Here is a 20,879-nt window from a genome sequence, read left to right on the forward strand (position 1 = left end):
CGATGACCACCAACATCTCCAGCGTCCAGGCGCTCAAGCCGGTGACCGGCGACAGCGCCATCACCGAATACGTCACCGCGATGATCGGCGGGCAACTGTTCGGCCTGCCGATCTCTCGCGTGCAGGACGTGTTCATGCCGGAGCGGCTGACCAAGGTGCCGCTGGCGCCCGACGACGTCGCCGGCGTCTTGAACCTGCGCGGCCGCATCGTCACCGCGATCGACATGCGGGCCCGGCTCGGCCTGCCGAAGATCGACGACACCAAGCCGCCGATGGCGATGGGTGTTGATCTGCGCGGTGAATCCTACGGCCTGCTGATTGATAGCATCGGCGAAGTCTTGAAGCTCGCCGACGACAGCCGCGAGGTCAATCCCGTCAACCTCGACCCCCGCATGGCCAAAATGGCCTGCGGCGTCCACCGCCTCAACGGCCAGCTGATGGTCGTCCTCGACGTCGACCGCGTCCTCGAAATCGGTGGTTCTGCGCAGGCCGCCTAACAACGACAGTGACTATTCGGTGAGATCAGCGACCAGGATGAATCGGCGATCCAACCAAGTTTCCGCAATCCCGTCTCATCGTGTCGGTGACCGTCGGGATGTTCCATCAGGAAAGAGATCATGACCCCACTCGACTATGAGTATCTCCAGAAGCTCCTGAAGGATCGCTCCGGCCTGATGCTGTCGGCGGACAAGCGCTACCTGCTGGAGAGCCGGTTGCTGCCGCTGGCGCGCAAGATCGGCGTCCCCGGCATCAGCGAATTGGTCCAGAAGATGAAGACCGGGCCGGACTCGCTGATCCACGACGTGGTCGAGGCGATGACCACCAACGAAACCTTCTTCTTCCGCGACAAGACGCCGTTCGATCATTTCAAGGACAGCGTGATTCCGGATCTGATCAAGGCCCGCGCCGGCCGCAAGAGCTTGCGGATCTGGTGCGCCGCCGCCTCCACCGGCCAGGAGCCGTATTCGCTGGCGATGATCCTGAAAGACATGTCGGCTCAGCTCGCCGGCTGGCGCATCGAAATCATCGCCACCGATCTGTCGCCCGAGGTTCTGGAGAAGTCCCGCTCGGGGCTCTACACCCAGTTCGAGGTGCAGCGCGGCTTGCCGATTCAGCTCTTGGTCAAGCACTTCAAGCAGGTCGGCGCGATGTGGCAGCTCAATCCCGATACGCGCGCGATGGTGCAATATCGGCAGTTCAATTTGCTGCAGGACTTCGCCCCGCTCGGCAAGTTCGACGTCATCTTCTGCCGCAACGTGCTGATCTATTTCGACCAGCCGACCAAGACCGACATCTTCAACCGGCTGATGAAGGCCAACGAGCCCGACGGCTATCTGTTCCTGGGCGCCGCCGAGACCGTCGTTGGCCTCACCGACAGCTATCGGGTCTGCCCGAAGCGCCGCGGCGTGTATCTGCCGAATCCGGCCGCGGCGCGCGCGCCGGCTGCGGCGCCGCAGTTCGCGGGCGGACTGAAGACCGGCACAGCGTCGGGCCGTTAGGAGAGTGCGATGGCGACCGAGAATTCAGGGCCGGAGCGGGTGACATTCGGGCGCGGCTACAGCGTCTGGATCATGGGCATCGACGGAACCTGGCGCCGCAACTGCGTGCTGAAGGCGGTGTCGGCCAACGACGCCGAACTGATGCTGGACGGCTCGATCGAGGGGCTGAACTTGAAGGAGTTCTTCCTGCTCTTGTCGTCGACCGGCCTGGCCTATCGGCGCTGCGAGCTGATCCGCGTCAACGGTTCGGAAATCGACGTCCGCTTCCTGAAGGCCAAGAGCAAGAACGGCAAACCCAAACGCGACGACCAGGCCACCGCCTGATCGGCGCGTGCGTCGCGATACGGCGCCGCGCCGGCCGATAGCAAGAAATTCGCAGGGTCGGGCTTACCCTTCTTTCATGCGCTCGGCGCATAGTGGTTCGGCCCGGTCACTGATCATTGCCGCCGAGAAACGGCGGCGCCGGGTGAACGGACGATGCGATGCCCGATTCCGAAACCGACAATGTCGCGCCAATGGTTCTGATCGTCGACGACGATCGCATGCAAGGGCGCCTGATCGGCGACGTCTGTTCGCGGATCGGCTATCGCTCGGTGTTTGCCCCGTCCTACGATGTGGCGGCCGAGCTGATCTCCAGCACCCCGTTCAGCTACGTCACCATCGATCTGGCGCTCGGCGACCGCGACGGCATCGAGCTGTTGCGGCTGATCGCCCAGTTGCAGGTCCGGCCGCGGGTCATCGTGATCAGCGGCTGCGAGCAACGCATCCTCAACGCCGCGGTGCGGCTGGCGCATTCCACCGGGGTGTGCGACGCGGTGGCGCTGCCCAAGCCGATCGAACTGGCGGCGCTGCGCAAGGCGCTGACCACCGCGCCCTGCGATTGCAGCACGCTGCGGCGTCCGGTACGCGAGCCGGCTGTGATCACCGCCGCCGACCTCGATCACGCGGTCAGCCACGGCGAGATCTACGCGGCGTTTCAGCCGAAGATCGAATTGGCGACCGGCAAGGTGATCGGTTGCGAGGCGCTGGCGCGCTGGGACAGCGCGACGCTCGGCCCGGTCGGACCCGACCTGTTCATTGCGCTCGCCGAGCGCACCGGCGCGATCAAAGAGCTGACGCTGCAGATCCTGCGCAGCGCGCTGCGATTGGCCGGCGAGATCGGCCGCGACGATGCGACGTTCGTCGTGGCGGTGAACCTGTCGGCGACGCTGCTGTCCGATCCGACGATATCCGAGGATATCGGCCGGCTGCTGCGGGAAGCCGGCGTGCCGGCGCGCTCGCTGATGATCGAGATCACCGAGACCACGGCGATGGGCGACGTCTCGCTGGCGATGGATACGCTGCTGCGGCTGCGGATCAAGGGGATCGGCATTTCGATGGACGACTTCGGCACCGGCTACTCGTCGATGTCGGTGCTGGCGCAGATGCCGTTCTGCGAATTGAAGATCGACCGCTCCTTCGTCAGCCATTGCCTGGCCGATCCCGACCTGTGGAAGGTGGTGGCGTCCTCGGTGGCGATCGCGCGCGCCTACAACATGACGACCGTCGCCGAGGGCATCGAAGACGTCGCCACCTGGCAGGCGCTCGCCGCATTGGGATGCGACGGCGGGCAGGGCTATGTGTTCTCCCCGGCGCTGCGCCACGACGGGTTTCGGGCCTGGCGCAACGCCTGGAACGCGGAGCTGCGCGTCAAAGGCCCGCCGGCGTCGCAGACGCTGCGCAAGGCCTGAGCGGCGGATCTACTACACCTCCGCGCTTAAACCGCGACCGTCACGTAGCCATCGTCGGGTGCCTCGGCATTGCAGGCCGCGCCGAACGCGCCCGCGAGCCGTTCGACCAGCACGGCGTAATCCGCTGCGCCGATCGTGGCCGCGGTGCTTTCCAGCTCCCGCGCCAGCCCGGCGAGGTCGTGCAGCCCGAAGGTGGCGGCTGCGCTCTTCAGCGAATGCGCCTCGCGCTCGATCTCGCGGCGATGCGCCGCGACCGGCCATTGCCGCAACATTGTCAGCCGCTCCTCGGTGTCGTTGAGGAACACCGCGACGATCTCCATCGTGGCCTCGCGGCCGATCTCTTCGACCATGGTCTCGAACACCTCGCGGGCCACGCGCAGCCTCGTCGCGGCGGCTTCGCCTGGCTCGAGTTGCGACGTAGGTGCGGCTTCGAGGCGCGCGATCGCGCCTCCGTCCGCCGCGGCCTGCCGCGGCAGCACCCGCAGGATCGCTTCGACCAGCGCCTTCTTGCGCACCGGCTTGGAGACGAAGTCGTTCATGCCGGCTTCGCGGCAGGCGATCGCGTCTTCGGCGAAGGCGTTGGCGGTGAAGGCGATGATCGGCACGTTGTGCATCTCGCCGTCGCAGCCGCGGATCGCGCGGGTCGCCTCGAGCCCGTCCATCTCCGGCATCCGCACGTCCATCAGGATCACGTCGTAGCTGAAGCGGGCCGCGGCGGTCACCGCTTCGTTGCCGTCGGAAGCGGTGTTGGTCTGGGTCGCAAAATCCTGCAGCATCTTTGCCGCGACCAGGCGGTTGGTCGGATTGTCGTCGACGATCAGAATCCGCAGCGGCCGGCCGAGCGCTTCGATCCGCTCGCGGAATTCGCTGTACACCACCGGATCGTCGGTGTCCGGCGCCGGCAGCTCGCTGGCGAGCGGCAGCGTCAGGCAGAACCAGAACGTGGTGCCTTTGCCGAGCGTCGAACTCACCCGGATCTCGCCGTCCATCTGCTTGACCAGGCGCTTGCAGATCGCCCGCCCGAGACCGGAGCCGCCGAACCTGCGGCTGATCGAGCTGTCGGCCTGCGCGAAGTCGGTGAACAGCGATCCGATGTCTTGCTCGGCGATGCCGATGCCGGTGTCGCTGACCGTCCACTCCAACGAGGCCGATTTCTCGTCGGCCCACCGGCACTTCGTCGTCACCACCACCTCGCCGGCCGGGGTGAATTTCACCGCGTTCGACATCAGGTTCAGCAGCACCTGCCGGATCCGGCCGGCGTCGCCTTGCAGCGCGAAGGGGAGCTGCGGATCGATCTCGTTGCGGATCTGCAGCCCGCGCGCGGCGGCGCGGGGCCGCACGATGCTGAGCGCGGTTTCCACCAGCGTTTCGGGCGAAAACGCGATGGTTTCAAGCGACAGCCGTCCGGCCTCCAGCTTGGAGAAATCCAGAATGTCGTTGAGCAGGTCGAGCAGCGCGTCGCCGGCGTCGTGGATGCCCACCACGCTGCGCCGCTGCTCGGGGTCGAGCCGGCTGTCGAGCAGGGAGGTGGCGAGCCCGAGCACGGCGTTCATCGGCGTGCGAATCTCGTGGCTCATCATCGCCACGAAGGCCGACTTCGCGGCGTTGGCGGATTGCGCGTCGACGATCAACTGCTCCTTGCGGATCCACCAGCGGGCGATCACGATGGTGACGATCAACAGAACCACGGCGGTGATCGACGTCATCACCAGCAGCAGCACGGCGATCTCGCGCCAGCTCTGCAGCGCGCTGGCCTCGGTCTGGCTCACGGAAATCAGCACCGGATAGTTCGGCAGCCGCCGCGCCGAGCGCAGCCGCATCTCGTGATCCTTGTCGCTGGCGTCGCGCAGCCGGCCGCCGGCCGCCAGCGCCCGCTGCGCCGCGCCCGACGAAGCCTTGCCGATGTGGTCGGAGGTCGGGTAGTGCGCCAGCAGCAGGCCGTCGTCGCGCATCAGCGACACCGAGGTGCCGGCCCCGGGCGAGGTGGCGCCGAAGAAGCTCTCGAAATACGACAGCGACAATGCGCCCAGCAACAGGCCCATGAATTCGCCGTTCGGCTCGTTGAGCCGTCGCGCGATGTAGATGTTCCAGGTGCCGTTGCCGCGGTTGCGGACCGGCGCGCTGATGAAGCTCTCCAGATCGGCGTCGGCCTTCAGCGCGGCGAAATAGTCGCGATCGGAGATGTCGAGGTCGGGAATCGGCCAGTAGCGCGAGAAATTGAGCAGCTTGCCGCGCTCATTGATCATGGCCACGGCGTCGACCTGCGGCAGCCCGGTGATCTTTTCCCGCAGCATCAGGTGGGTGTCCTGATCGGCCATGGTCCGCTGATAGGACGCACTGCCGGTGACGCCGCGGCGGGCCAGATAATCGCCGACGCTGGACAGCACCAGGTCGAGCGATTTGAACGAGCGGTCGGCCTCTTCGGCGAGCGTCAGGCTGTAGCGGGCGAGGTTGACTTCCGCGGTGCGCAGCGTGCTTTCGCGCAGATTGTTCAGTACGTAAAGGTTGGTGCCGACGATGGCGGCGATCAGGCTGCAGCTGGTGAGCAGCAGCGCGCCGAGCGATCGTTTGAAGGAGGGTTTCATGGTCGGATCACCGGCGGTGCGTCGGCGGATCTGAGCGGCATCGATCGATCGATGTCGCTCCTGCGAACGCGACGATGACCGTGATGGAGCGCGCCGGATAGTCGGATTGCGCGCGCAGTCGCCGACAGCGCCAGCAGCGCGCCGGGCAGGAGCGTGAGTTTCTTGTGGAGACGGACCGGAGTGGTTGGACTATTCGGCGAAGTAGCTCTACTCAGTCTCATGCCGGTTCCACCAGTTTATCAGGTGCCAGACCGCGTGCTGCGCAAGACTCCCGCTGCAGCGTTCTGGGGATGGTCCGCAAGCGCCCCGCATTATGCACCGAATAGGGCACACGGAACCTACTGATCGTGGTACTCTGCGGCAACAGAGTTAGGTGCTTTCCTGCTAGTTTTGCGTTAATAGCATGCCTCGTACAGCTACGAGGGTTGAACCGATTAGCGACTCGGCTAAAGGTGAACGCGGAGTATTATTCATGAATGTAAACACATCGGGACGTGAGATATTTGTCGTCGACGACGACCCGGCCGTTCGCGAAACCCTGTCCATCGTCTTGTCGGCAGCCGGCTACCAATCGATTTGTTTCGCCGATGGCGATGCGTTGCTGGCGGTGGCGCGGTCGCGTTGCCCGGCTTGTATTCTGCTCGACGTCCATATTCCCGGTCGCTCCGGCCTGGACATTCTGGAAGAGCTGCACGCCGAGGATTATCCGGCGCCGATCTTCATGATCTCCGGCAAGGGCGACATCGCGATGGCGGTCAACGCGATCAAGAACGGCGCGCTGGATTTCATCGAGAAGCCGTTCCGCGGCCCTGAGATCGTCACGCGCGTCGAGGAGGCGATCGAAGCCTTCACCCGCCGTCGCGCCGCCGGCCTGGTGCCCAAGGTGCCGTCGCTGAATTTCCCCGGCCGCGAACCGCTGACGATGCGCGAGCGCGAGGTGCTGGAGCTGTTCTCCGCGGGCAACACCAACAAGGAGGCCGGCCGTCAGCTCGGCATCAGCCCGCGCACCATCGAGTATCACCGCGCCAACATCATGAAGAAGCTCGGCGCCAAGAACGCCACCGATCTGGTGCGGATCGTGATGGCCGCAGTGCCGAGAGCGTAAGTTCAACGATCCGCGGATCGTTGAACCGCACGTGCTGCTGCGCGGTGACCGCGGCCATTGATTGCGGCCGCGGGGCGCGACGGGACTGCAGTGTCCTGCGAGGGGCCCTGTCCGAGACGGTCCGGGCAGAAGGTCCTTCGATCACAAAGTCCTTCGATCACAAAGTCCTTCGATTACAAGGTCCTTCGATCACAAAGTCCCTCGATCAGAAGGTCCCGGGAAACGCGCCGCCATCGAGCAGCAGGTTCTGGCCGGTGATGAAGCCCGCTTTCGCACCGCACAAGAACGCGCAGGCGAGCCCGAATTCCTCCGGATCGCCGAACCGGCCGGCCGGATTCTCGCCCATCCGCTTGTTCATGATTTCCTCGACCGGAATGCCGCTGGCCTTGGACTGGCCGGCAGACACCGTCCGCAGCCGATCGGTGTCGAACGGCCCCGGCAGCAGCGCGTTGATGGTGACGTTGTGGCGCACGGTCTTGCGCGACAGCCCGGCGACGAAGCCGGTGAGGCCGGAGCGCGCGCCATTCGATAGCCCGAGCACGTCGATCGGGGCTTTCACCGCGGCCGAGGTGATGTTGACGATGCGGCCGAACTTGCGTTCGATCATGCCGTCCACCGTCGCCTTGATCAGTTCGATCGGGGTCAGCATGTTGGCGTCGAGCGCCTTGATCCAGTCGTCGCGGGTCCAGTTGCGGAAGTCGCCGGGCGGCGGGCCGCCGGCGTTGTTGACCAGGATATCGGGCGACGGGCAGGCGGCGAGCGCGGCGGCGCGGCCTTCCGGCGTGGTGATGTCGCCGGCGACCTCGGTGATCTCGACCTCGGGATAGAGCTTACGCAAGTCAGCCGCGGCCTGCGCCAGCGCTTCGGCGCCGCGCGCGGTCATGGTGACGTGCACGCCTTCCGCGGCCAATGCCGCGGCACAGGCGCGCCCCAATCCCTTGCTGGATGCGCACACCAGCGCGCGGCGGCCTTTGATTCCAAGATCCACGTTGAATTGCTCCTGATTGATGTCGACGAGGTCGAATGCCGTGGACACTAGCCGCCCGGGTGCAGCCTGCCTAGATCGCAGCACCGCAACGCTGTTGCCCGCTCGTCAAAGCCGATGGGTCTGCTTCAACTGGGCGATATAGGCGGCGACGTCGGGCGGCAGCGATTTGAAGCCGCGCTGCCCTGCTGCCGACAACAACGGCCGCAATTGCGAACCGGCGAGGAACGCCGGTTGCGCATGGGCGGGGATCAACTCGTCGAAGATCAGCACCATGGTGATCGCCACCAGGCCGACCCGCACTGCGCCGAGCGCGGCGCCGCCGAGCCGGTCGACCGGGCCGATACGGGAACCGACGGTTTCGTTGATCGCGGCGCGCAACAGCGAGCCGAGCGCGATGCCGCTGACCAGAAAGGCCGCGATGAAGGTGAACGAGCTCTGCGCCGTCGGCATCTCCGATGCGGTGTCGAGCCGCGCCCCGATCAGCGTGGTGGCCCACAGCGCGATCGGCATGGCGAGCAGATAACCGAGGATGGTGACGGCGCTGCGCAGCAACCCCGCCTGGAAGCCGATCGCCACCGCGGCGAGCAGTGCGACATAGACCACGATGTCGAAGGCGTTCATGGCGGCTCCGGGCAGCGGGCAGCGGGCCGCGCCCGCGGGACGGACTGTTCTCGTCAAATTGTCTGCGGTTTGCTCCTGCTGCGCGCCGCGCTATCAGGGGCGCAAGCAACAACCGAGGAAACCGCATGTCCGACTTATTCGACGTCAGTAAAGAAACCATCCTCATCACCGGCGCGTCGCAGGGGCTGGGCCGGCAATTCGCCCGGGTGCTGGCGGCGCATGGCGCCGCCGTGGTGCTGGCGGCGCGGCAGGTCGACAAGCTGCAGAGCCTCGCGGCCGAGATCGCCGCCGCCGGCGGCCGCGCCGCGGCGGTGAAACTCGACGTCACCGACATCGGCGGGATCGGCGCGGCGATCGACGAGGCCGAAGCCCAACTCGGCCCGCTCAGCGTCCTGATCAACAACGCCGGGATCGCGGTGGAAAAGCTCGCGGTCGAGCAGAGCGAAGCGGACTGGGACGCGGTGATCGGCGCCAACCTCAAGGGCGCCTACTTCACCGCGACCGAAGCGGCGCGGCGGATGACGGCGCGCGGGCAGGGCGGCAACATCGTCAATGTGGCCTCCGTGCTCGGCTTCGCGGTGATGAAGTATCTGGCGCCTTACACCATCTCGAAGGCCGGCCTGGTGCAGGCCACCAAGGCGCTGGCGCTGGAATGGGCCGGCAGCGGCATCCGCGTCAACGCGCTGGCGCCGGGCTATATCGACACCGAGATCAACCATGAGTTCTGGGCGACGCCGGGCAGCGAAAAGCTCACCAAGCGCATCCCGCAGCGCCGCGTCGGGCACGAATCCGATCTCGACGGCGCGCTGCTGCTGCTCGCCTCCAACGCCTCACGCTACATGACGGGGAGCGTCATCACCGTCGATGGCGGGTTTCTGCTGACGTAGGCGAGCAATGTCGCGCCATTGCGTATTTGTTCCTGTAGCCAAGGGTCTTTGATTGCAGGCGTTCAATTCAAACGAGGCCGTCATTCCGGGGCGTGAGGCCGCAGGCCGAACGAACCCGGAATCCAGTATTCCAGGTCGGTGAGTACTGGATTTCGGGTTCACTCGCAGCTTCGCTGCTCGTGCCCCGGAATGACAGGTGATATTTGGGCCACGCATCAATTCAGACGCGTATCAATTCGATAAAAGAAGAGGCAAACTACTCAATTCACCCTCAACTCCTCGCGGATCATGTCCGCCGCCTTCTCGCCGATCATGATGGTCGGCGCGTTGGTGTTGCCGCCGATCAGCGTCGGCATCACTGAGGCATCCACCACGCGCAGCCCCTGCACCCCGTGCACCTTGAGTTGCGGATCGACCACCGCCGTCGCGTCATCGACGCCCATCTTGCAGGTGCCGACCGGGTGATACACGGTGTCGACGCGCTGGCGTAGGATTGTGCGGATGTCATCGTCGCTGCGCACCTCCGCCGTGAACATGTCCTTCTGCTGCAGCGCCTGCAGCGCCGGGGTTTCCATCAGCCGGCGGGTGGTCTTGTAGCCCGCGACCATGGCTTCGAGGTCGCTGTCCTCGCCGAGAAAATTCGGATCGATCGACGGCGGCGCCAGCGGATCGGCGCTGGTCAGCCCGACGCTGCCGCGGCTGTCCGGGCGCAGCAGGCAGACGTGGCAGGAAAAGCCGGTGCCCCAGCGCCGCTTGCGGCCGTGGTCGTCGACGATCGCCATGCCGAAATGCAGCTGGATATCTGGTGCTGCGAGCTCGGGGCGGGTCTTCAGGAAGCCGCCGCATTCGGCGAAATTGGTGGTCATCGCGCCGCGGCCGTCGCGGCGATACTTGCCGATCGAGGCCAGTTGCCGCGCGATGCCGCGGAACGAGGTGCCGGTGAAATACGGGCGGTCCGACATGTAGGCGAAGATGAAATCCGGGTGATCCTGCAAATTCTGGCCGACGCCGGGCAAATGATGCACCGACGCAATGCCGTGCTGCGCCAGCGCGTGCGCATTGCCGACGCCGGACAGCATCAGCAAGTGCGGGGTCTGGAACGCGCCCGACGACAGGATCACCTCGCGCCGCGCGCGCAGCTGCAGCGTCTTGTCGCCCTGGCGATATTCGACGCCGACGGCGCGGGTGCCGTCGAATAGGATGCGGCTGGCGTGGGCCTTGGTCTCGACCCGCAGATTGCTGCGCTTGCCGATATGCGGCTGCAGATAGGCGCGCGCAGCACTCCAGCGCTCGCCATTGTGCTGGGTTAGCTGGTACAGGCCGAGGCCCTCCTGCTCCTCGGCGTTGAAGTCGTCGCGGATCCGGAACTGGGCCTCGCGCGCCGCCTGCAGATAGATCTCGTGCACCGGATTGTCGGTGCGGAGCTTATTGACGTAGAGCGGGCCGCTTTGGCCGTGATATTCGCCGTTGAAATCGGAATTGTTTTCCGAGCGCTTGAAATAGGGCAGCACGTCGTCATAGGACCAGCCGGCATTGCCGAGCGACGCCCAATGGTCGTAGTCCGACTTGTGGCCGCGGATATACACCATGGCGTTGATCGCCGAGGAGCCGCCGAGCCCCTTGCCGCGCGGCTGATAGCCGATCCGGCCGTTGAGGCCGCGTTGCGGCACGGTCTGGAAATGCCAGTTGTTGAGCTTGCTCGGCACCATGAAGGCCAGCGTGTAGGGCGTCTTCACCAGCCAATTGTCGCAGGCGCCGCCGGCCTCGAGCAGCGCCACCGAGGTCGCGGGATCTTCCGACAATCGACCGGCCACCGCGCAGCCGCCGGAGCCGCCGCCGACCACGATGAAATCATAGCTCTCGCTGCTCTCGCTCATGTTCCGTCCCTATCGTTTGTTATTGATCGCCGGTCGGCGCGTCGGCCGCCGGCGTTGTCGTCGTAGTGTCGGCGCGAGGCTACGAGAGCCAGCGCAGCAAAGCGGCGAGCCGCTTCAGCCTGCCGCCATAGGGCGGATAGAGGTCGGCGAAGCGGTTGTAGGGCGAGCGATAGAACACCGGCTTCAGCTTGCTGAAGGTGGTGAAGCCCCATTCGCCGTGATAGGCGCCGGAGCCCGAGGCGCCGACGCCGCCCATCGGCTGGTTGACTTGCGCGAAATGCACCAGGCAGTCGTTGACGGTGACGCCGCCGGACACCGTGCGCGCCAAAACCTCGTCGCGCGCGGCCTCGTCGGTGCCGAACCAGTACAAGGCCAGCGGCCGGTCGCGGGCGTTGATGAAGGCGATCGGTTCGCTGGCCTCGTCGTAGCCGAGGATCGGCAGCAGCGGCCCGAAGATTTCCTCCTGCATGATCTTCATCTCGGACGTCACGCCCGTCAGAATCGTCGGCGGGAATTTGCGCAGCGCTTTCCACGCCGCGTCGTCCGGCTTAGCGGTCTGCACCACGTTGGCGCTGTGCGCCTGCGCATCGGCGAGCAGGCCCTCCAGCCGCGCAAAATGCCGATCGGCGATGATCGAGGTGTAGTCGGCGTTGCCGGGCTCGGTGCCGAACATCCTGGTCATGGCATCGCGGACCTTCTCGGCGAAGGCCTGCAGCGAGGCTTGCGGCACCAGCACGTAATCCGGCGCGATGCAGGTTTGGCCAGCGTTGAGCAGCTTGGCATAGGCGATCCGCGCCGCGGCCTGGTCGAGATCGGCGGAGCGGTCGATGATCACCGGCGACTTGCCGCCGAGCTCCAGCGTCACCGGGGTGAGATTGCGCCCGGCGGCGGCGGCGACGATGCGGCCGACCCGGGTCGAGCCGGTGAACATCAGATGGTCGAACGGCAGCGCGGCAAACGCCTCGGCGATGTCGTCGTCGATGCCGGTCACCACCATCTCGGTCGGGTCGAAGGTGGCGGCCACGGTCTCCTGCAGCAGGGCTGCGAATCGCGGCGTCAATTCGCTCGGCTTGATCATCACAAGGTTGCCGGCGGCGAGCGCCGCCACCGCGGGCGCCAGCGTCAGCTGCAGCGGATAATTCCACGGCGCGATGATGCCGACGACGCCGAGCGGCTGCGGCAGCAGCCGGTTGTTGCCGGGCAGGAACTGCAGCTGGGTGGCGATGCGCCGCGGCGCCATCCAGGCCTTCAGCTGCTTCGACGTGTGTTTGATCTCGCCCAGCACCGACAGCGTCTCGGCGATCTGGGTCTCGACCGCGCAGCGATGGCTGAAATCCGCCGAGATCGCCGCGTTGAAGCGCTCTTCATGGTCGAGAATCAACGCCCGCAGCCGCGCCAGCCGGTCGCGCCGCGTCTCCAGCGACGGCGGCGGGCTCTGCCGGGAGACTTGCCGCATCCGATGAAAGCCGTCGTCGAGCGCCCTGCGCCCGGCACTCTGCACCGCCTGATCCATGATGTGTCCTCGCCGAGATCCCGGTCTGTGCAACGCCGGATTTTCCGCATTTTGCGCACAGATTGCATCGTCCGCAATGGTGCAACCGGTAGGCGGTTCCCGGCCGTCATAATATCTTGAAAATAATGCAGACAGCCCTTCCCAAACCCGTCGAGCATTGGTACACACCCCTCGCACCACGGCGTTCGCCCTGGTTGCCCTCTCAGGAACCTTCCAGATGGGATCGATCGGCGCCCGTGGGCGTTGGCGGTGGCGTCTGGAGACGGTCTTGCAAGGGCGTGCAAAGGTTTATCGCGGGGTGGAGCAGCCCGGTAGCTCGTCAGGCTCATAACCTGAAGGTCATAGGTTCAAATCCTATCCCCGCAACCAAACTTTCTAAATGATTTCAATGAATTAGCCCGCCTCTGGCGGGTTTTTTCATGCGTTGCAGTGCGGCCACGATGCCGCACTGAGCCGGACAGCGTGTTATCGGACGGCAATGTGGCGCCCCGCCGCGATCGCCGGCCGTCTCACCGGCCGTTGGCCTGGCGCCGCGGGTCGCATTCATTGGCTGGCATGCTTTGGCTGGCATGCTTTGGCTGGCATGCTTTGGCTGGCATGCTTTGGGCCGCATCCTTCAGTTCGCATCCTTTAAGTCTCGCACGTCCCGGCATTGCGATCCGGAGGCCTCAGCGGCTCGTCCGCCAACGGGGCGGCCGCGATCGGAGCGCCTGGTGAACACGTCGATGACTGGGTGTCAGCAACGATACGTCGCGATTGCGCGATCGTCGGCTCTGCGATGCGCGGAGGAAAGCCAGATCCAGAAAGCGCATCGCCCTAGAGACTAGCGCGAGCTGGTAATTACGGTCGGGGCGAAATCAGGATGGGGTTCGACGATGCGATCAACTGCAGACAGGTAGCAACGGTGACGCCGCAAACTTCGAAGTGATTTTTTAGCTTGAAGAATTAGCTTGCCTAAATGGAAGGGGCATCCCGCAGGATGCCCCATTTTGTGCATAAGCTTGTTAACGGGAGGCCCTCAATCACCAGTCCGCTAAAACCAGTTAGTCTGCCGATAAAGGCTATTGCACGCACGGATTGTGGAATGCTTTAATCCGGCTGTCAAGGCGGCGGGGGTGGTAGTGCTTGAAAGAAAATCAAAACCATATCGTCTCGGTCTGGACCTCGGCTCGAACTCGCTCGGCTGGTTCGTCACGCGGCTTGAAAAGCGTGGCGATCGCTTAGAGCCGATCGCGCTTGGTCCCGGCGGTGTCAGGATATTTCCGGATGGCCGCGATCCGCAGAGCAAAGCGTCCAATGCCGTCGATCGCCGGATGGCGCGTGGCGCGCGCAAGCGGCGCGATCGGTTTGTCGAGCGCCGTAAGCAATTGCTGGAGGCATTGGTTCGCCACGGCCTGATGCCGGCGGAGGCGGCGGCCCGCCGGGCGCTGGCCGGGCTCGATCCCTATCAGTTGCGCGTCAAGGCGCTCGCCGAGGCGCTGCCGGCGCATCATGTCGGCCGCGCGCTGTTTCATCTCAACCAGCGCCGTGGCTTCCTCTCCAATCGCAAGACCGACAACAAGAAGACCACCGAGGACGGCGCGATCAAGCAGGCCGCCTCGCGCCTGCGCGACAGCATGGCGGAAGAGAATGCCGAGACGCTCGGCGTGTTCTTCGCCAACCGGCATCTGTCGGAAAAATACCTCGCGCGCCAGGATAAGCTGCGTGCCGAACTGAAACGGATCGGCAAGGATCATTTGACCGGCAATGCCCGCAAGAAAGCCTGGGCGAAGTTGCGCAAGCGGATGTTCGGCAACGACGTGCTCGATGCCGGCGAAGCGCCGGACGGCGTGCGCGCCCGCGCCAACATCACCGGCACCAAGGCATCTTACGATTTCTATCCGACCCGCGATCTGTTGATTGACGAATTCAACAAGATCTGGGACGCCCAGGCGCCGCATCATCCGACGATGACGGAGGCGGCCCGCGACGAGATCGCACACATCGTCTTTTTTCAGCGGCCGCTGAAGGACGCGATCGTCGGCAAATGCACGCTCGCGCCGGCGACACGGCCGTTCAAGGAAGACCCCGAAGGCTATCGCGCGCCGTGGGCGCATCCGTTGGCGCAGCGGTTTCGGATTCTGTCGGAAGCGCGCAATCTGGAAATCCGCGAGACCGGCAAGGGATCGCGGAAACTCAGCAAGGAGCAGAGCGACAGGGTCGTGCTGGCGCTGCTCGGCAACAAGGAGGTCACGTTCGACAAGCTGCGGACGTTGCTGAAACTACCCGTCGAAGCGACATTCAATCTGGAATCGGAACGCCGCACTGCGCTCGACGGCGATGCGACCGCCGCTCGGCTCTCCGATAAGAAAGGCTTCGGCAAAGCCTGGCGCGGCCTTGCGCTGGAGCGCCAGATCGCGATCGTCGAAAAGCTGCTGGAGGCTGAGGTCGAAGCGGACTTGGTCGATTGGCTCGAGCGCGACTGTGGCCTGGAGCCGGAAGCCGCCGCGCGGGTCGCCAATACCACGCTGCCGGAGGGGCATTGCCGTCTCGGCCTGCGCGCCATCAAGAACATCGTGCCGATCCTGCAGGATCAGTTGAGCGACGACGGCGTCGCCGGCGCCGGCTATCACGAAGCCGCCAAGCGCGCCGGCTATGATCACGCCAAATTGCCGAGCGGCGAGCAGCTCGACTATCTGCCCTATTACGGCCAATGGCTGGCCGACGCGGTGGTCGGCAGCGGCGATGCGCGCGATGAGAAGGAACGCCAATATGGCCAATTTCCCAATCCGACCGTGCATATCGGCTTGGGACAACTGCGTCGCCTCACTAACGAGCTGATCCGGAATTATGGGCCGCCAGCGGAGATTTCCATCGAGTTCACCCGCGCCTTGAAGCTGTCCGAGAGCCAAAAGGTCGAGGTGCAGCGCGAGCAAAGAAAGAACCAGGAGAAGAACAAAGCGCGCGCCGCCGAGCTGGAGAAGTTCGGCTTTCCGGCCAACCCGCGCAACCTTCTCAAGCTGCGGCTGTGGGAAGAGCTCAATTTGCGCGATCCGCTCGACCGCAAATGCGTCTATACCGGCGAGCAGATCAGCATCCAGAGGCTGTTGAGCGAGGAGGTCGATATCGACCACATCCTGCCGGTGGCGATGACGCTGGACGACAGCGCAGCCAACAAGATCGTTTGCCTGCGCTACGCCAATCGGCACAAGCGCAAGCAGACGCCGGTCGAGGCGTTCGGCGGCAGCCCGACGATCGACGGTCGCCGCTACGATTGGGAGGAGATTGCCGCGCGCGCCGCGGCGCTGCCGAAGAACAAGCGCTGGCGCTTCGATGCCAATGCCCGCGAGGAGTTCGACAAACGCGGCGGATTTCTGGCCCGCCAGCTCAACGAGACCGGCTGGCTGGCACGGCTCGCCAAGCAATATCTCGGGGCGATCACCGATCCGAACCAGATCTGGGTCGTCCCCGGCCGTCTCACCAGCATGCTGCGCGGCAAATGGGGGCTGAATTCGCTTTTGCCCGACCACAACTACGCCGGCGTGCAGGACAGAGCCGAGGAGTTTCTCGCCTCGACCGACGACATGGAATTTTCCGGCGTAAAGAATCGCGCCGATCATCGTCACCACGCCATCGACGGTCTGGTCGCGGCGCTGACCGACCGCTCCTTGCTGTGGAAAATGGCCAATGCCTATGACGAGGAGCGGGAGAAATTCGTCATCGAGCCGCCCTGGGCGTCGATGCGCGACGATCTCAAAGCCGCGCTGGAAAAAATGGTGGTCTCGCACAAGCCGGACCACGGCGTCGAAGGCAAGCTGCACGAGGATTCGGCCTATGGGTTGCTCAAACAACCGGAGCTGGTCGATGACGGCGACAAGGACGGCGCCAATCTGGTCTATCGCAAACCGATCGAGAGCCTGAACGACAACGAGATCGATCGGATTCGCGATCGCCGGCTGCGCGACCTGGTCCGCGCGCATGTCGATGCCGAAAAGGCCAAGGGCGTGGCGATCGCCGACGCGCTGCGGCAGCTCAAGGGGCCGTCGGACCATCCGCATTTCAAGCACGGCCTGCGGCATGTGCGGCTGCTGAAGAAGGAGAAGCCGGACTATCTGGTCCCGATCGCCGACCGACGCACCGGCGAGCCCTACAAGGCCTATAGCGCCGGCGAGAATTTCTGCGTCGAACTGTTCGAGACGGCGGACGGCAAATGGGACGGCGAGGCGATCCGCCGCTTCGACGCCAACAAGAAGAATGCCGGCGCGAAAACGCCGCACGCTCCGCGCTGGCGTGCCGATCACCTCGGCGCCCGGCTGGTGATGCGCGTTCACAAGGGCGATCTGATCCGGCTCGAGCACGACGGCCAGAGCAAGATCATGGTGGTGCACCGGCTGGACGCGGCGAAGGGTGGCTTCAAGCTTGCCGCGCATAATGAGACCGGAAATCTCGACAAGCGCCACGCCACCAACAACGACATTGATCCGTTCCGCTGGCTGATGGCATCCTATGGCACGCTGAAGAAGATGTCCGCCGTGCCGGTCCGCGTCGATGAGTTGGGGCGGGTCTGGCGCATCGATCCGCGTTAACTACGTCTTGCTACACGCGTTGCGTGTAGCAAGACGCGCCCGCATAATCTCGCCTGTCGAGGAGCGTATCCGTTGGAGGCGAGCGGCCATGGTCGGGCGCGTGGTGGAAATTGCGACCGACGGTCGGCATCTTGCGATCGACCGCGGCTTCATGACCATCGCCGAGAAGGGCGGCGAGCTTGGCCGGGTGCCGCTCGATGATCTGGCCGCCGTCGTCGCCAACGCGCATGGCCTGACCTACTCGAACAACCTGTTGGTCACCCTCGCGACGCGCGGCGTGCCGGTGGTGCTGTGCGCACCGAACCACCGGCCGGCCGCGCTGGTCTGGCCGGTGGATGGTCATCACGCCCAATCCGGGCGGATGAGCGATCAAGCCAGCGCATCGGCGCCGCTCAAGAAACGCCTTTGGCAGCAGATCGTGCAGGCGAAAATCCTGGCGCAAGGCGCGACGCTGGCCGCGGTCGGCGCCGAAGCGGGCGGCTTCCGGCTGCTGGCGCGGAAAGTCCGCGCCGGCGATCCCGACAACGTCGAAGCCGAGGCGGCACGGCGCTATTGGCCGTTGTTGATGGGATCGGATTTCCGCCGCGACCAGGATGGCGACGGTCTCAACGGGCTTCTGAATTACGGCTACGCGGTGCTTCGCGCCGCGACCGCCCGGGCCGTGATGGCGGCCGGCCTGCATCCCAGTCTCGGCCTGATGCATTCGAACCGGGGCAACGCCATGGTCCTGGTCGATGATCTGATGGAGCCGTTCCGGCCGACCGTCGATCGCGAGGTGCATCGGCTGAAGGGCGGTGGAATCCTCGACGTCACCGGCGAAGCCAAAGCGGCGCTGGCGCGAACCATGATCATCGATCTGGCCGTGGACGACGGGCTCAGCCCGGTGATGACTTGCCTTGAGCGGCTCGCGGCGTCGCTGGCCAAAGCCTATGCCGGCGAAGCGGACCGCTTGATCTTGCCGAAGCCCGGCCTGCCGCTCGGCTTTTGATCCATGGCGCCGATCGGCAACGGATCGCCGCCGGCCTTGTCAGGTTATCGAATCATGTGGCTCGTCGTGCTGTTCGACCTTCCGGTAGGCACCAAGAAACAACGCAAGGCCGCGACCGGCTTTCGCCTGAAACTGCTCGATCTCGGCTTTGAAATGACGCAGTTTTCGGTCTATTTACGGTTCTGCGCCGGCAAGGAGCAGGCCGAGGTCTATCAACGCAAAATCGAGCAGGCGATGCCTTCGTCGGGCAAGGTGCATATTATCGCCATCACGGACAAACAATATGAAAACATCCGCACCTACCGGGGACGAAACCGTGAACAGAGCCCTCAGAATCCGGCTCAATATGCCCTGTTCTGACGCCGCCGGCGCTTTCAGGCGCTGCGTTTCAACGAAAAAAGGCCTTGTTTCCAAGGCCTTAAATCATGAGCGAGTTTAGCGGACTGGTGATTGAGGGCCAACCGAAACTTGTGCGCGCTTGTCGCGGTGGTGGCTGTCAGTTTAGCGGACTGGTGATTGAGGGCCAACCGAAACAGTAACCTATCTGTCGCGTTACACGTTGAAAGTTTAGCGGACTGGTGATTGAGGGCCAACCGAAACTTCGACGCGCTCCACACATTGGCGCCGTCGAGTTTAGCGGACTGGTGATTGAGGGCCAACCGAAACGGCACGGTGATCGACGTGTCGACCGAGGCCAGTTTAGCGGACTGGTGATTGAGGGCCAACCGAAACACCCCGCATCTGTTCGAACTGCAGCGGCTAGTTTAGCGGACTGGTGATTGAGGGCCAACCGAAACCGGCCGATGGTCCTTGTGCTCGCCGCCGAGAGTTTAGCGGACTGGTGATTGAGGGCCAACCGAAACCAGATCCACCATGTCGACGAATTCCCCCTTCAGTTTAGCGGACTGGTGATTGAGGGCCAACCGAAACGGGCGTGATCCACGATCCGAACGGCAGGCCGAGTTTAGCGGACTGGTGATTGAGGGCCAACCGAAACGCCATCACGAATTGACCAACGTCGCCGGCCAGTTTAGCGGACTGGTGATTGAGGGCCAACCGAAACCGGGTTTCGCGCGATCATGTCACCAACTTTAGTTTAGCGGACTGGTGATTGAGGGCCAACCGAAACCAATCAGGGTTCATGGCCGGCATCGCGGCGAGTTTAGCGGACTGGTGATTGAGGGCCAACCGAAACCCTGATGGTCGTCTGCCAGCTTGCGGTTTGAGTTTAGCGGACTGGTGATTGAGGGCCAACCGAAACGGCTTTCGCGGCATGCATAGGGTCCGACCAAGTTTAGCGGACTGGTGATTGAGGGCCAACCGAAACGCCTTCGCTCAAGGCATCTTCAGCCGTCACAGTTTAGCGGACTGGTGATTGAGGGCCAACCGAAACGGGGTGTATGCAGGCTGTGAAAGGCCGCCCAGTTTAGCGGACTGGTGATTGAGGGCCAACCGAAACCCGACGTACGGCATCCAGATGGGCCGCGCCAGTTTAGCGGACTGGTGATTGAGGGCCAACCGAAACAAATGGTACGGCAGCAACGTGTGGGGCCTCAGTTTAGCGGACTGGTGATTGAGGGCCAACCGAAACACTTAAGGAAAGCGGTCGTCTTACGCCGGAAGTTTAGCGGACTGGTGATTGAGGGCCAACCGAAACGACGCCGATATCAACCAAAAAGGTGCCATTAGTTTAGCGGACTGGTGATTGAGGGCCAACCGAAACTGAAGCCATTGCTGCGGCGAAATCCGAGATAGTTTAGCGGACTGGTGATTGAGGGCCAACCGAAACTGCGAAAGCACAACCGAAACATCCATCCGGGGCTGATCGCAGTGGATATGCCGTCCGCCAACGCTGCCGCAAGCGCATTGAGGAGGTGTTCGGCTGGATCAAGGCGTCCGCCGGGCTCGCCAAAGTCAAGCTGCGAGGCCGCGACCGCGTCGATGCCACCTTCACCCTGGCACTGGCCGCCTATAACGTCATTCGACTACCAAAATTGCCGGGCGCAACCGCGTGATCGGCAACCGAACGAACGTCAAGATGGTGGGGCGATGCGTTCCAGTCCGAGGTGCCGCCACACATCAAACTCCCTCCAGCACGCTGACATGCACGGCGCGGGTTTCGGTTGGCCCTCAATCACCAGTCCGCTAAACTCTGACGCCCGGCTCGCGCTACTACCAGAGGTTTCGGTTGGCCCTCAATCACCAGTCCGCTAAACTAGCGTCGGCGATCCGTCCGCGGTCATACGTGTTTCGGTTGGCCCTCAATCACCAGTCCGCTAAACTGAGTCGCCCTATGTCGGACGCAACAATCCTGTTTCGGTTGGCCCTCAATCACCAGTCCGCTAAACTAGCGTGAGCGCGAAATAGACCGGCATCTCGGTTTCGGTTGGCCCTCAATCACCAGTCCGCTAAACTGCAGCCGCCGGCCAACAGCAACAAGACCTTCGTTTCGGTTGGCCCTCAATCACCAGTCCGCTAAACTGGTGACGAATTTGGTCCCGCTGTACTTGCTGTTTCGGTT

Annotated in this window: 14 protein-coding genes, 1 tRNA gene, 1 pseudogene and 1 CRISPR repeat array; of the genes and pseudogenes, 11 read left to right on the plus strand and 5 right to left on the minus strand. The window is 64.1% G+C overall.

Features of this window, described 5'->3' with window-relative positions; all coding sequences use genetic code 11:
* Positions 1-2 precede the first annotated feature (2 nt).
* The 4 genes from HNR60_RS09920 to HNR60_RS09935 all read left to right on the plus strand — a co-directional run bounded on the left by HNR60_RS09920 (position 3) and on the right by HNR60_RS09935 (position 3,229).
* Positions 3-497 carry a chemotaxis protein CheW gene (locus HNR60_RS09920; RefSeq protein WP_184256917.1) on the plus strand — a complete coding sequence of 165 codons (495 nt, stop codon included), beginning with the start codon at positions 3-5 and terminating at the stop codon, positions 495-497.
* Between the two features lie 120 nt (positions 498-617).
* A complete protein-coding gene (locus tag HNR60_RS09925; RefSeq protein ID WP_184256919.1) occupies positions 618-1,499 on the plus strand; it encodes a CheR family methyltransferase in 882 nt (293 codons plus the stop codon).
* Positions 1,500-1,508: 9 nt separating this feature from the next.
* Positions 1,509-1,823, plus strand: a complete 315-nt coding sequence (locus HNR60_RS09930) for a PilZ domain-containing protein (protein WP_184256921.1) — start codon at positions 1,509-1,511, stop codon at positions 1,821-1,823.
* Positions 1,824-1,981: 158 nt separating this feature from the next.
* Complete coding sequence (locus HNR60_RS09935; RefSeq protein WP_184256923.1) at positions 1,982-3,229, plus strand: EAL domain-containing response regulator; 1,248 nt, start codon at positions 1,982-1,984, stop codon at positions 3,227-3,229.
* Positions 3,230-3,255: 26 nt separating this feature from the next.
* Here the strand turns inward: HNR60_RS09935 and HNR60_RS09940 are convergent, their stop codons facing one another.
* Positions 3,256-5,814 (minus strand): hybrid sensor histidine kinase/response regulator, encoded by a 2,559-nt coding sequence (locus HNR60_RS09940; RefSeq protein WP_184256925.1) that lies wholly within the window; start codon positions 5,812-5,814, stop codon positions 3,256-3,258.
* Positions 5,815-6,286: 472 nt separating this feature from the next.
* Here HNR60_RS09940 and HNR60_RS09945 point away from each other — a divergent pair, with 472 nt between their 5' ends.
* Entirely contained in the window at positions 6,287-6,919 is a 633-nt protein-coding gene (locus tag HNR60_RS09945; protein WP_184256928.1) for a response regulator transcription factor, read from the plus strand.
* 205 nt (positions 6,920-7,124) lie between these two features.
* On the opposite strand, the gene HNR60_RS09950 is transcribed toward HNR60_RS09945, so the two are convergent.
* A complete protein-coding gene (locus tag HNR60_RS09950; protein WP_184257129.1) occupies positions 7,125-7,907 on the minus strand; it encodes an SDR family oxidoreductase in 783 nt (260 codons plus the stop codon).
* A gap of 105 nt (positions 7,908-8,012) precedes the next feature.
* On the minus strand, positions 8,013-8,528 hold the full coding sequence (locus HNR60_RS09955) for a CvpA family protein (protein ID WP_184256930.1): 516 nt from the start codon (positions 8,526-8,528) through the stop codon (positions 8,013-8,015).
* Between the two features lie 125 nt (positions 8,529-8,653).
* Between HNR60_RS09955 and HNR60_RS09960 the strand changes: the two genes are divergently transcribed.
* Positions 8,654-9,415: an SDR family oxidoreductase gene (locus HNR60_RS09960; RefSeq protein WP_184256932.1), complete on the plus strand. Its 762-nt coding sequence runs from the start codon at positions 8,654-8,656 to the stop codon at positions 9,413-9,415.
* A gap of 260 nt (positions 9,416-9,675) precedes the next feature.
* On the opposite strand, the gene HNR60_RS09965 is transcribed toward HNR60_RS09960, so the two are convergent.
* Together HNR60_RS09965 and HNR60_RS09970 are read right to left on the minus strand one after the other, a co-directional pair.
* A complete protein-coding gene (locus tag HNR60_RS09965) occupies positions 9,676-11,292 on the minus strand; it encodes a GMC family oxidoreductase (protein ID WP_184256934.1) in 1,617 nt (538 codons plus the stop codon).
* Positions 11,293-11,371: 79 nt separating this feature from the next.
* Positions 11,372-12,805 (minus strand): aldehyde dehydrogenase family protein, encoded by a 1,434-nt coding sequence (locus tag HNR60_RS09970; RefSeq protein ID WP_184256936.1) that lies wholly within the window; start codon positions 12,803-12,805, stop codon positions 11,372-11,374.
* A 292-nt stretch (positions 12,806-13,097) separates the two neighbouring features.
* Between HNR60_RS09970 and HNR60_RS09975 the strand changes: the two genes are divergently transcribed.
* From HNR60_RS09975 to HNR60_RS09995, 5 genes and pseudogenes are all read left to right on the plus strand, one after another.
* Positions 13,098-13,174, plus strand: a tRNA-Met gene (locus HNR60_RS09975).
* 752 nt (positions 13,175-13,926) lie between these two features.
* Positions 13,927-17,370 (plus strand): type II CRISPR RNA-guided endonuclease Cas9, encoded by a 3,444-nt coding sequence (gene cas9, locus HNR60_RS09980; protein WP_184256938.1) that lies wholly within the window; start codon positions 13,927-13,929, stop codon positions 17,368-17,370.
* 88 nt (positions 17,371-17,458) lie between these two features.
* On the plus strand, positions 17,459-18,358 hold the full coding sequence (gene cas1, locus HNR60_RS09985; protein ID WP_184256940.1) for a type II CRISPR-associated endonuclease Cas1: 900 nt from the start codon (positions 17,459-17,461) through the stop codon (positions 18,356-18,358).
* Between the two features lie 3 nt (positions 18,359-18,361).
* Positions 18,362-18,718 carry a CRISPR-associated endonuclease Cas2 gene (gene cas2 / locus HNR60_RS09990; protein ID WP_246432893.1) on the plus strand — a complete coding sequence of 119 codons (357 nt, stop codon included), beginning with the start codon at positions 18,362-18,364 and terminating at the stop codon, positions 18,716-18,718.
* 72 nt (positions 18,719-18,790) lie between these two features.
* A CRISPR array of direct repeats spans positions 18,791-20,147; the repeat unit is 36 nt; unit sequence AGTTTAGCGGACTGGTGATTGAGGGCCAACCGAAAC.
* 40 nt (positions 20,148-20,187) lie between these two features.
* Positions 20,188-20,373 (plus strand): annotated as a pseudogene (locus HNR60_RS09995) (transposase); the annotation flags it as partial.
* Positions 20,374-20,879: the final 506 nt, after the last annotated feature.

Origin of the sequence: Rhodopseudomonas rhenobacensis (assembly GCF_014203125.1) — a bacterium.
Classification (GTDB): domain Bacteria; phylum Pseudomonadota; class Alphaproteobacteria; order Rhizobiales; family Xanthobacteraceae; genus Rhodopseudomonas_A; species Rhodopseudomonas_A rhenobacensis.

What these genes read in the sequence shown, in the direction of transcription:
- HNR60_RS09920 (WP_184256917.1), top strand. Translation starts at nt 3, where the DNA reads ATGACCACCAACATCTCCAGCGTCCAGGCGCTCAAGCCGGTGACCGGC.
- HNR60_RS09925 (WP_184256919.1), top strand. Translation starts at nt 618, where the DNA reads ATGACCCCACTCGACTATGAGTATCTCCAGAAGCTCCTGAAGGATCGC.
- HNR60_RS09930 (WP_184256921.1), top strand. Translation starts at nt 1,509, where the DNA reads ATGGCGACCGAGAATTCAGGGCCGGAGCGGGTGACATTCGGGCGCGGC.
- HNR60_RS09935 (WP_184256923.1), top strand. Translation starts at nt 1,982, where the DNA reads ATGCCCGATTCCGAAACCGACAATGTCGCGCCAATGGTTCTGATCGTC.
- HNR60_RS09940 (WP_184256925.1), bottom strand. Translation starts at nt 5,814, where the DNA reads ATGAAACCCTCCTTCAAACGATCGCTCGGCGCGCTGCTGCTCACCAGC.
- HNR60_RS09945 (WP_184256928.1), top strand. Translation starts at nt 6,287, where the DNA reads ATGAATGTAAACACATCGGGACGTGAGATATTTGTCGTCGACGACGAC.
- HNR60_RS09955 (WP_184256930.1), bottom strand. Translation starts at nt 8,528, where the DNA reads ATGAACGCCTTCGACATCGTGGTCTATGTCGCACTGCTCGCCGCGGTG.
- HNR60_RS09960 (WP_184256932.1), top strand. Translation starts at nt 8,654, where the DNA reads ATGTCCGACTTATTCGACGTCAGTAAAGAAACCATCCTCATCACCGGC.
- HNR60_RS09965 (WP_184256934.1), bottom strand. Translation starts at nt 11,292, where the DNA reads ATGAGCGAGAGCAGCGAGAGCTATGATTTCATCGTGGTCGGCGGCGGC.
- HNR60_RS09970 (WP_184256936.1), bottom strand. Translation starts at nt 12,805, where the DNA reads ATGGATCAGGCGGTGCAGAGTGCCGGGCGCAGGGCGCTCGACGACGGC.
- cas1 (WP_184256940.1), top strand. Translation starts at nt 17,459, where the DNA reads ATGGTCGGGCGCGTGGTGGAAATTGCGACCGACGGTCGGCATCTTGCG.
- cas2 (WP_246432893.1), top strand. Translation starts at nt 18,362, where the DNA reads ATGGCGCCGATCGGCAACGGATCGCCGCCGGCCTTGTCAGGTTATCGA.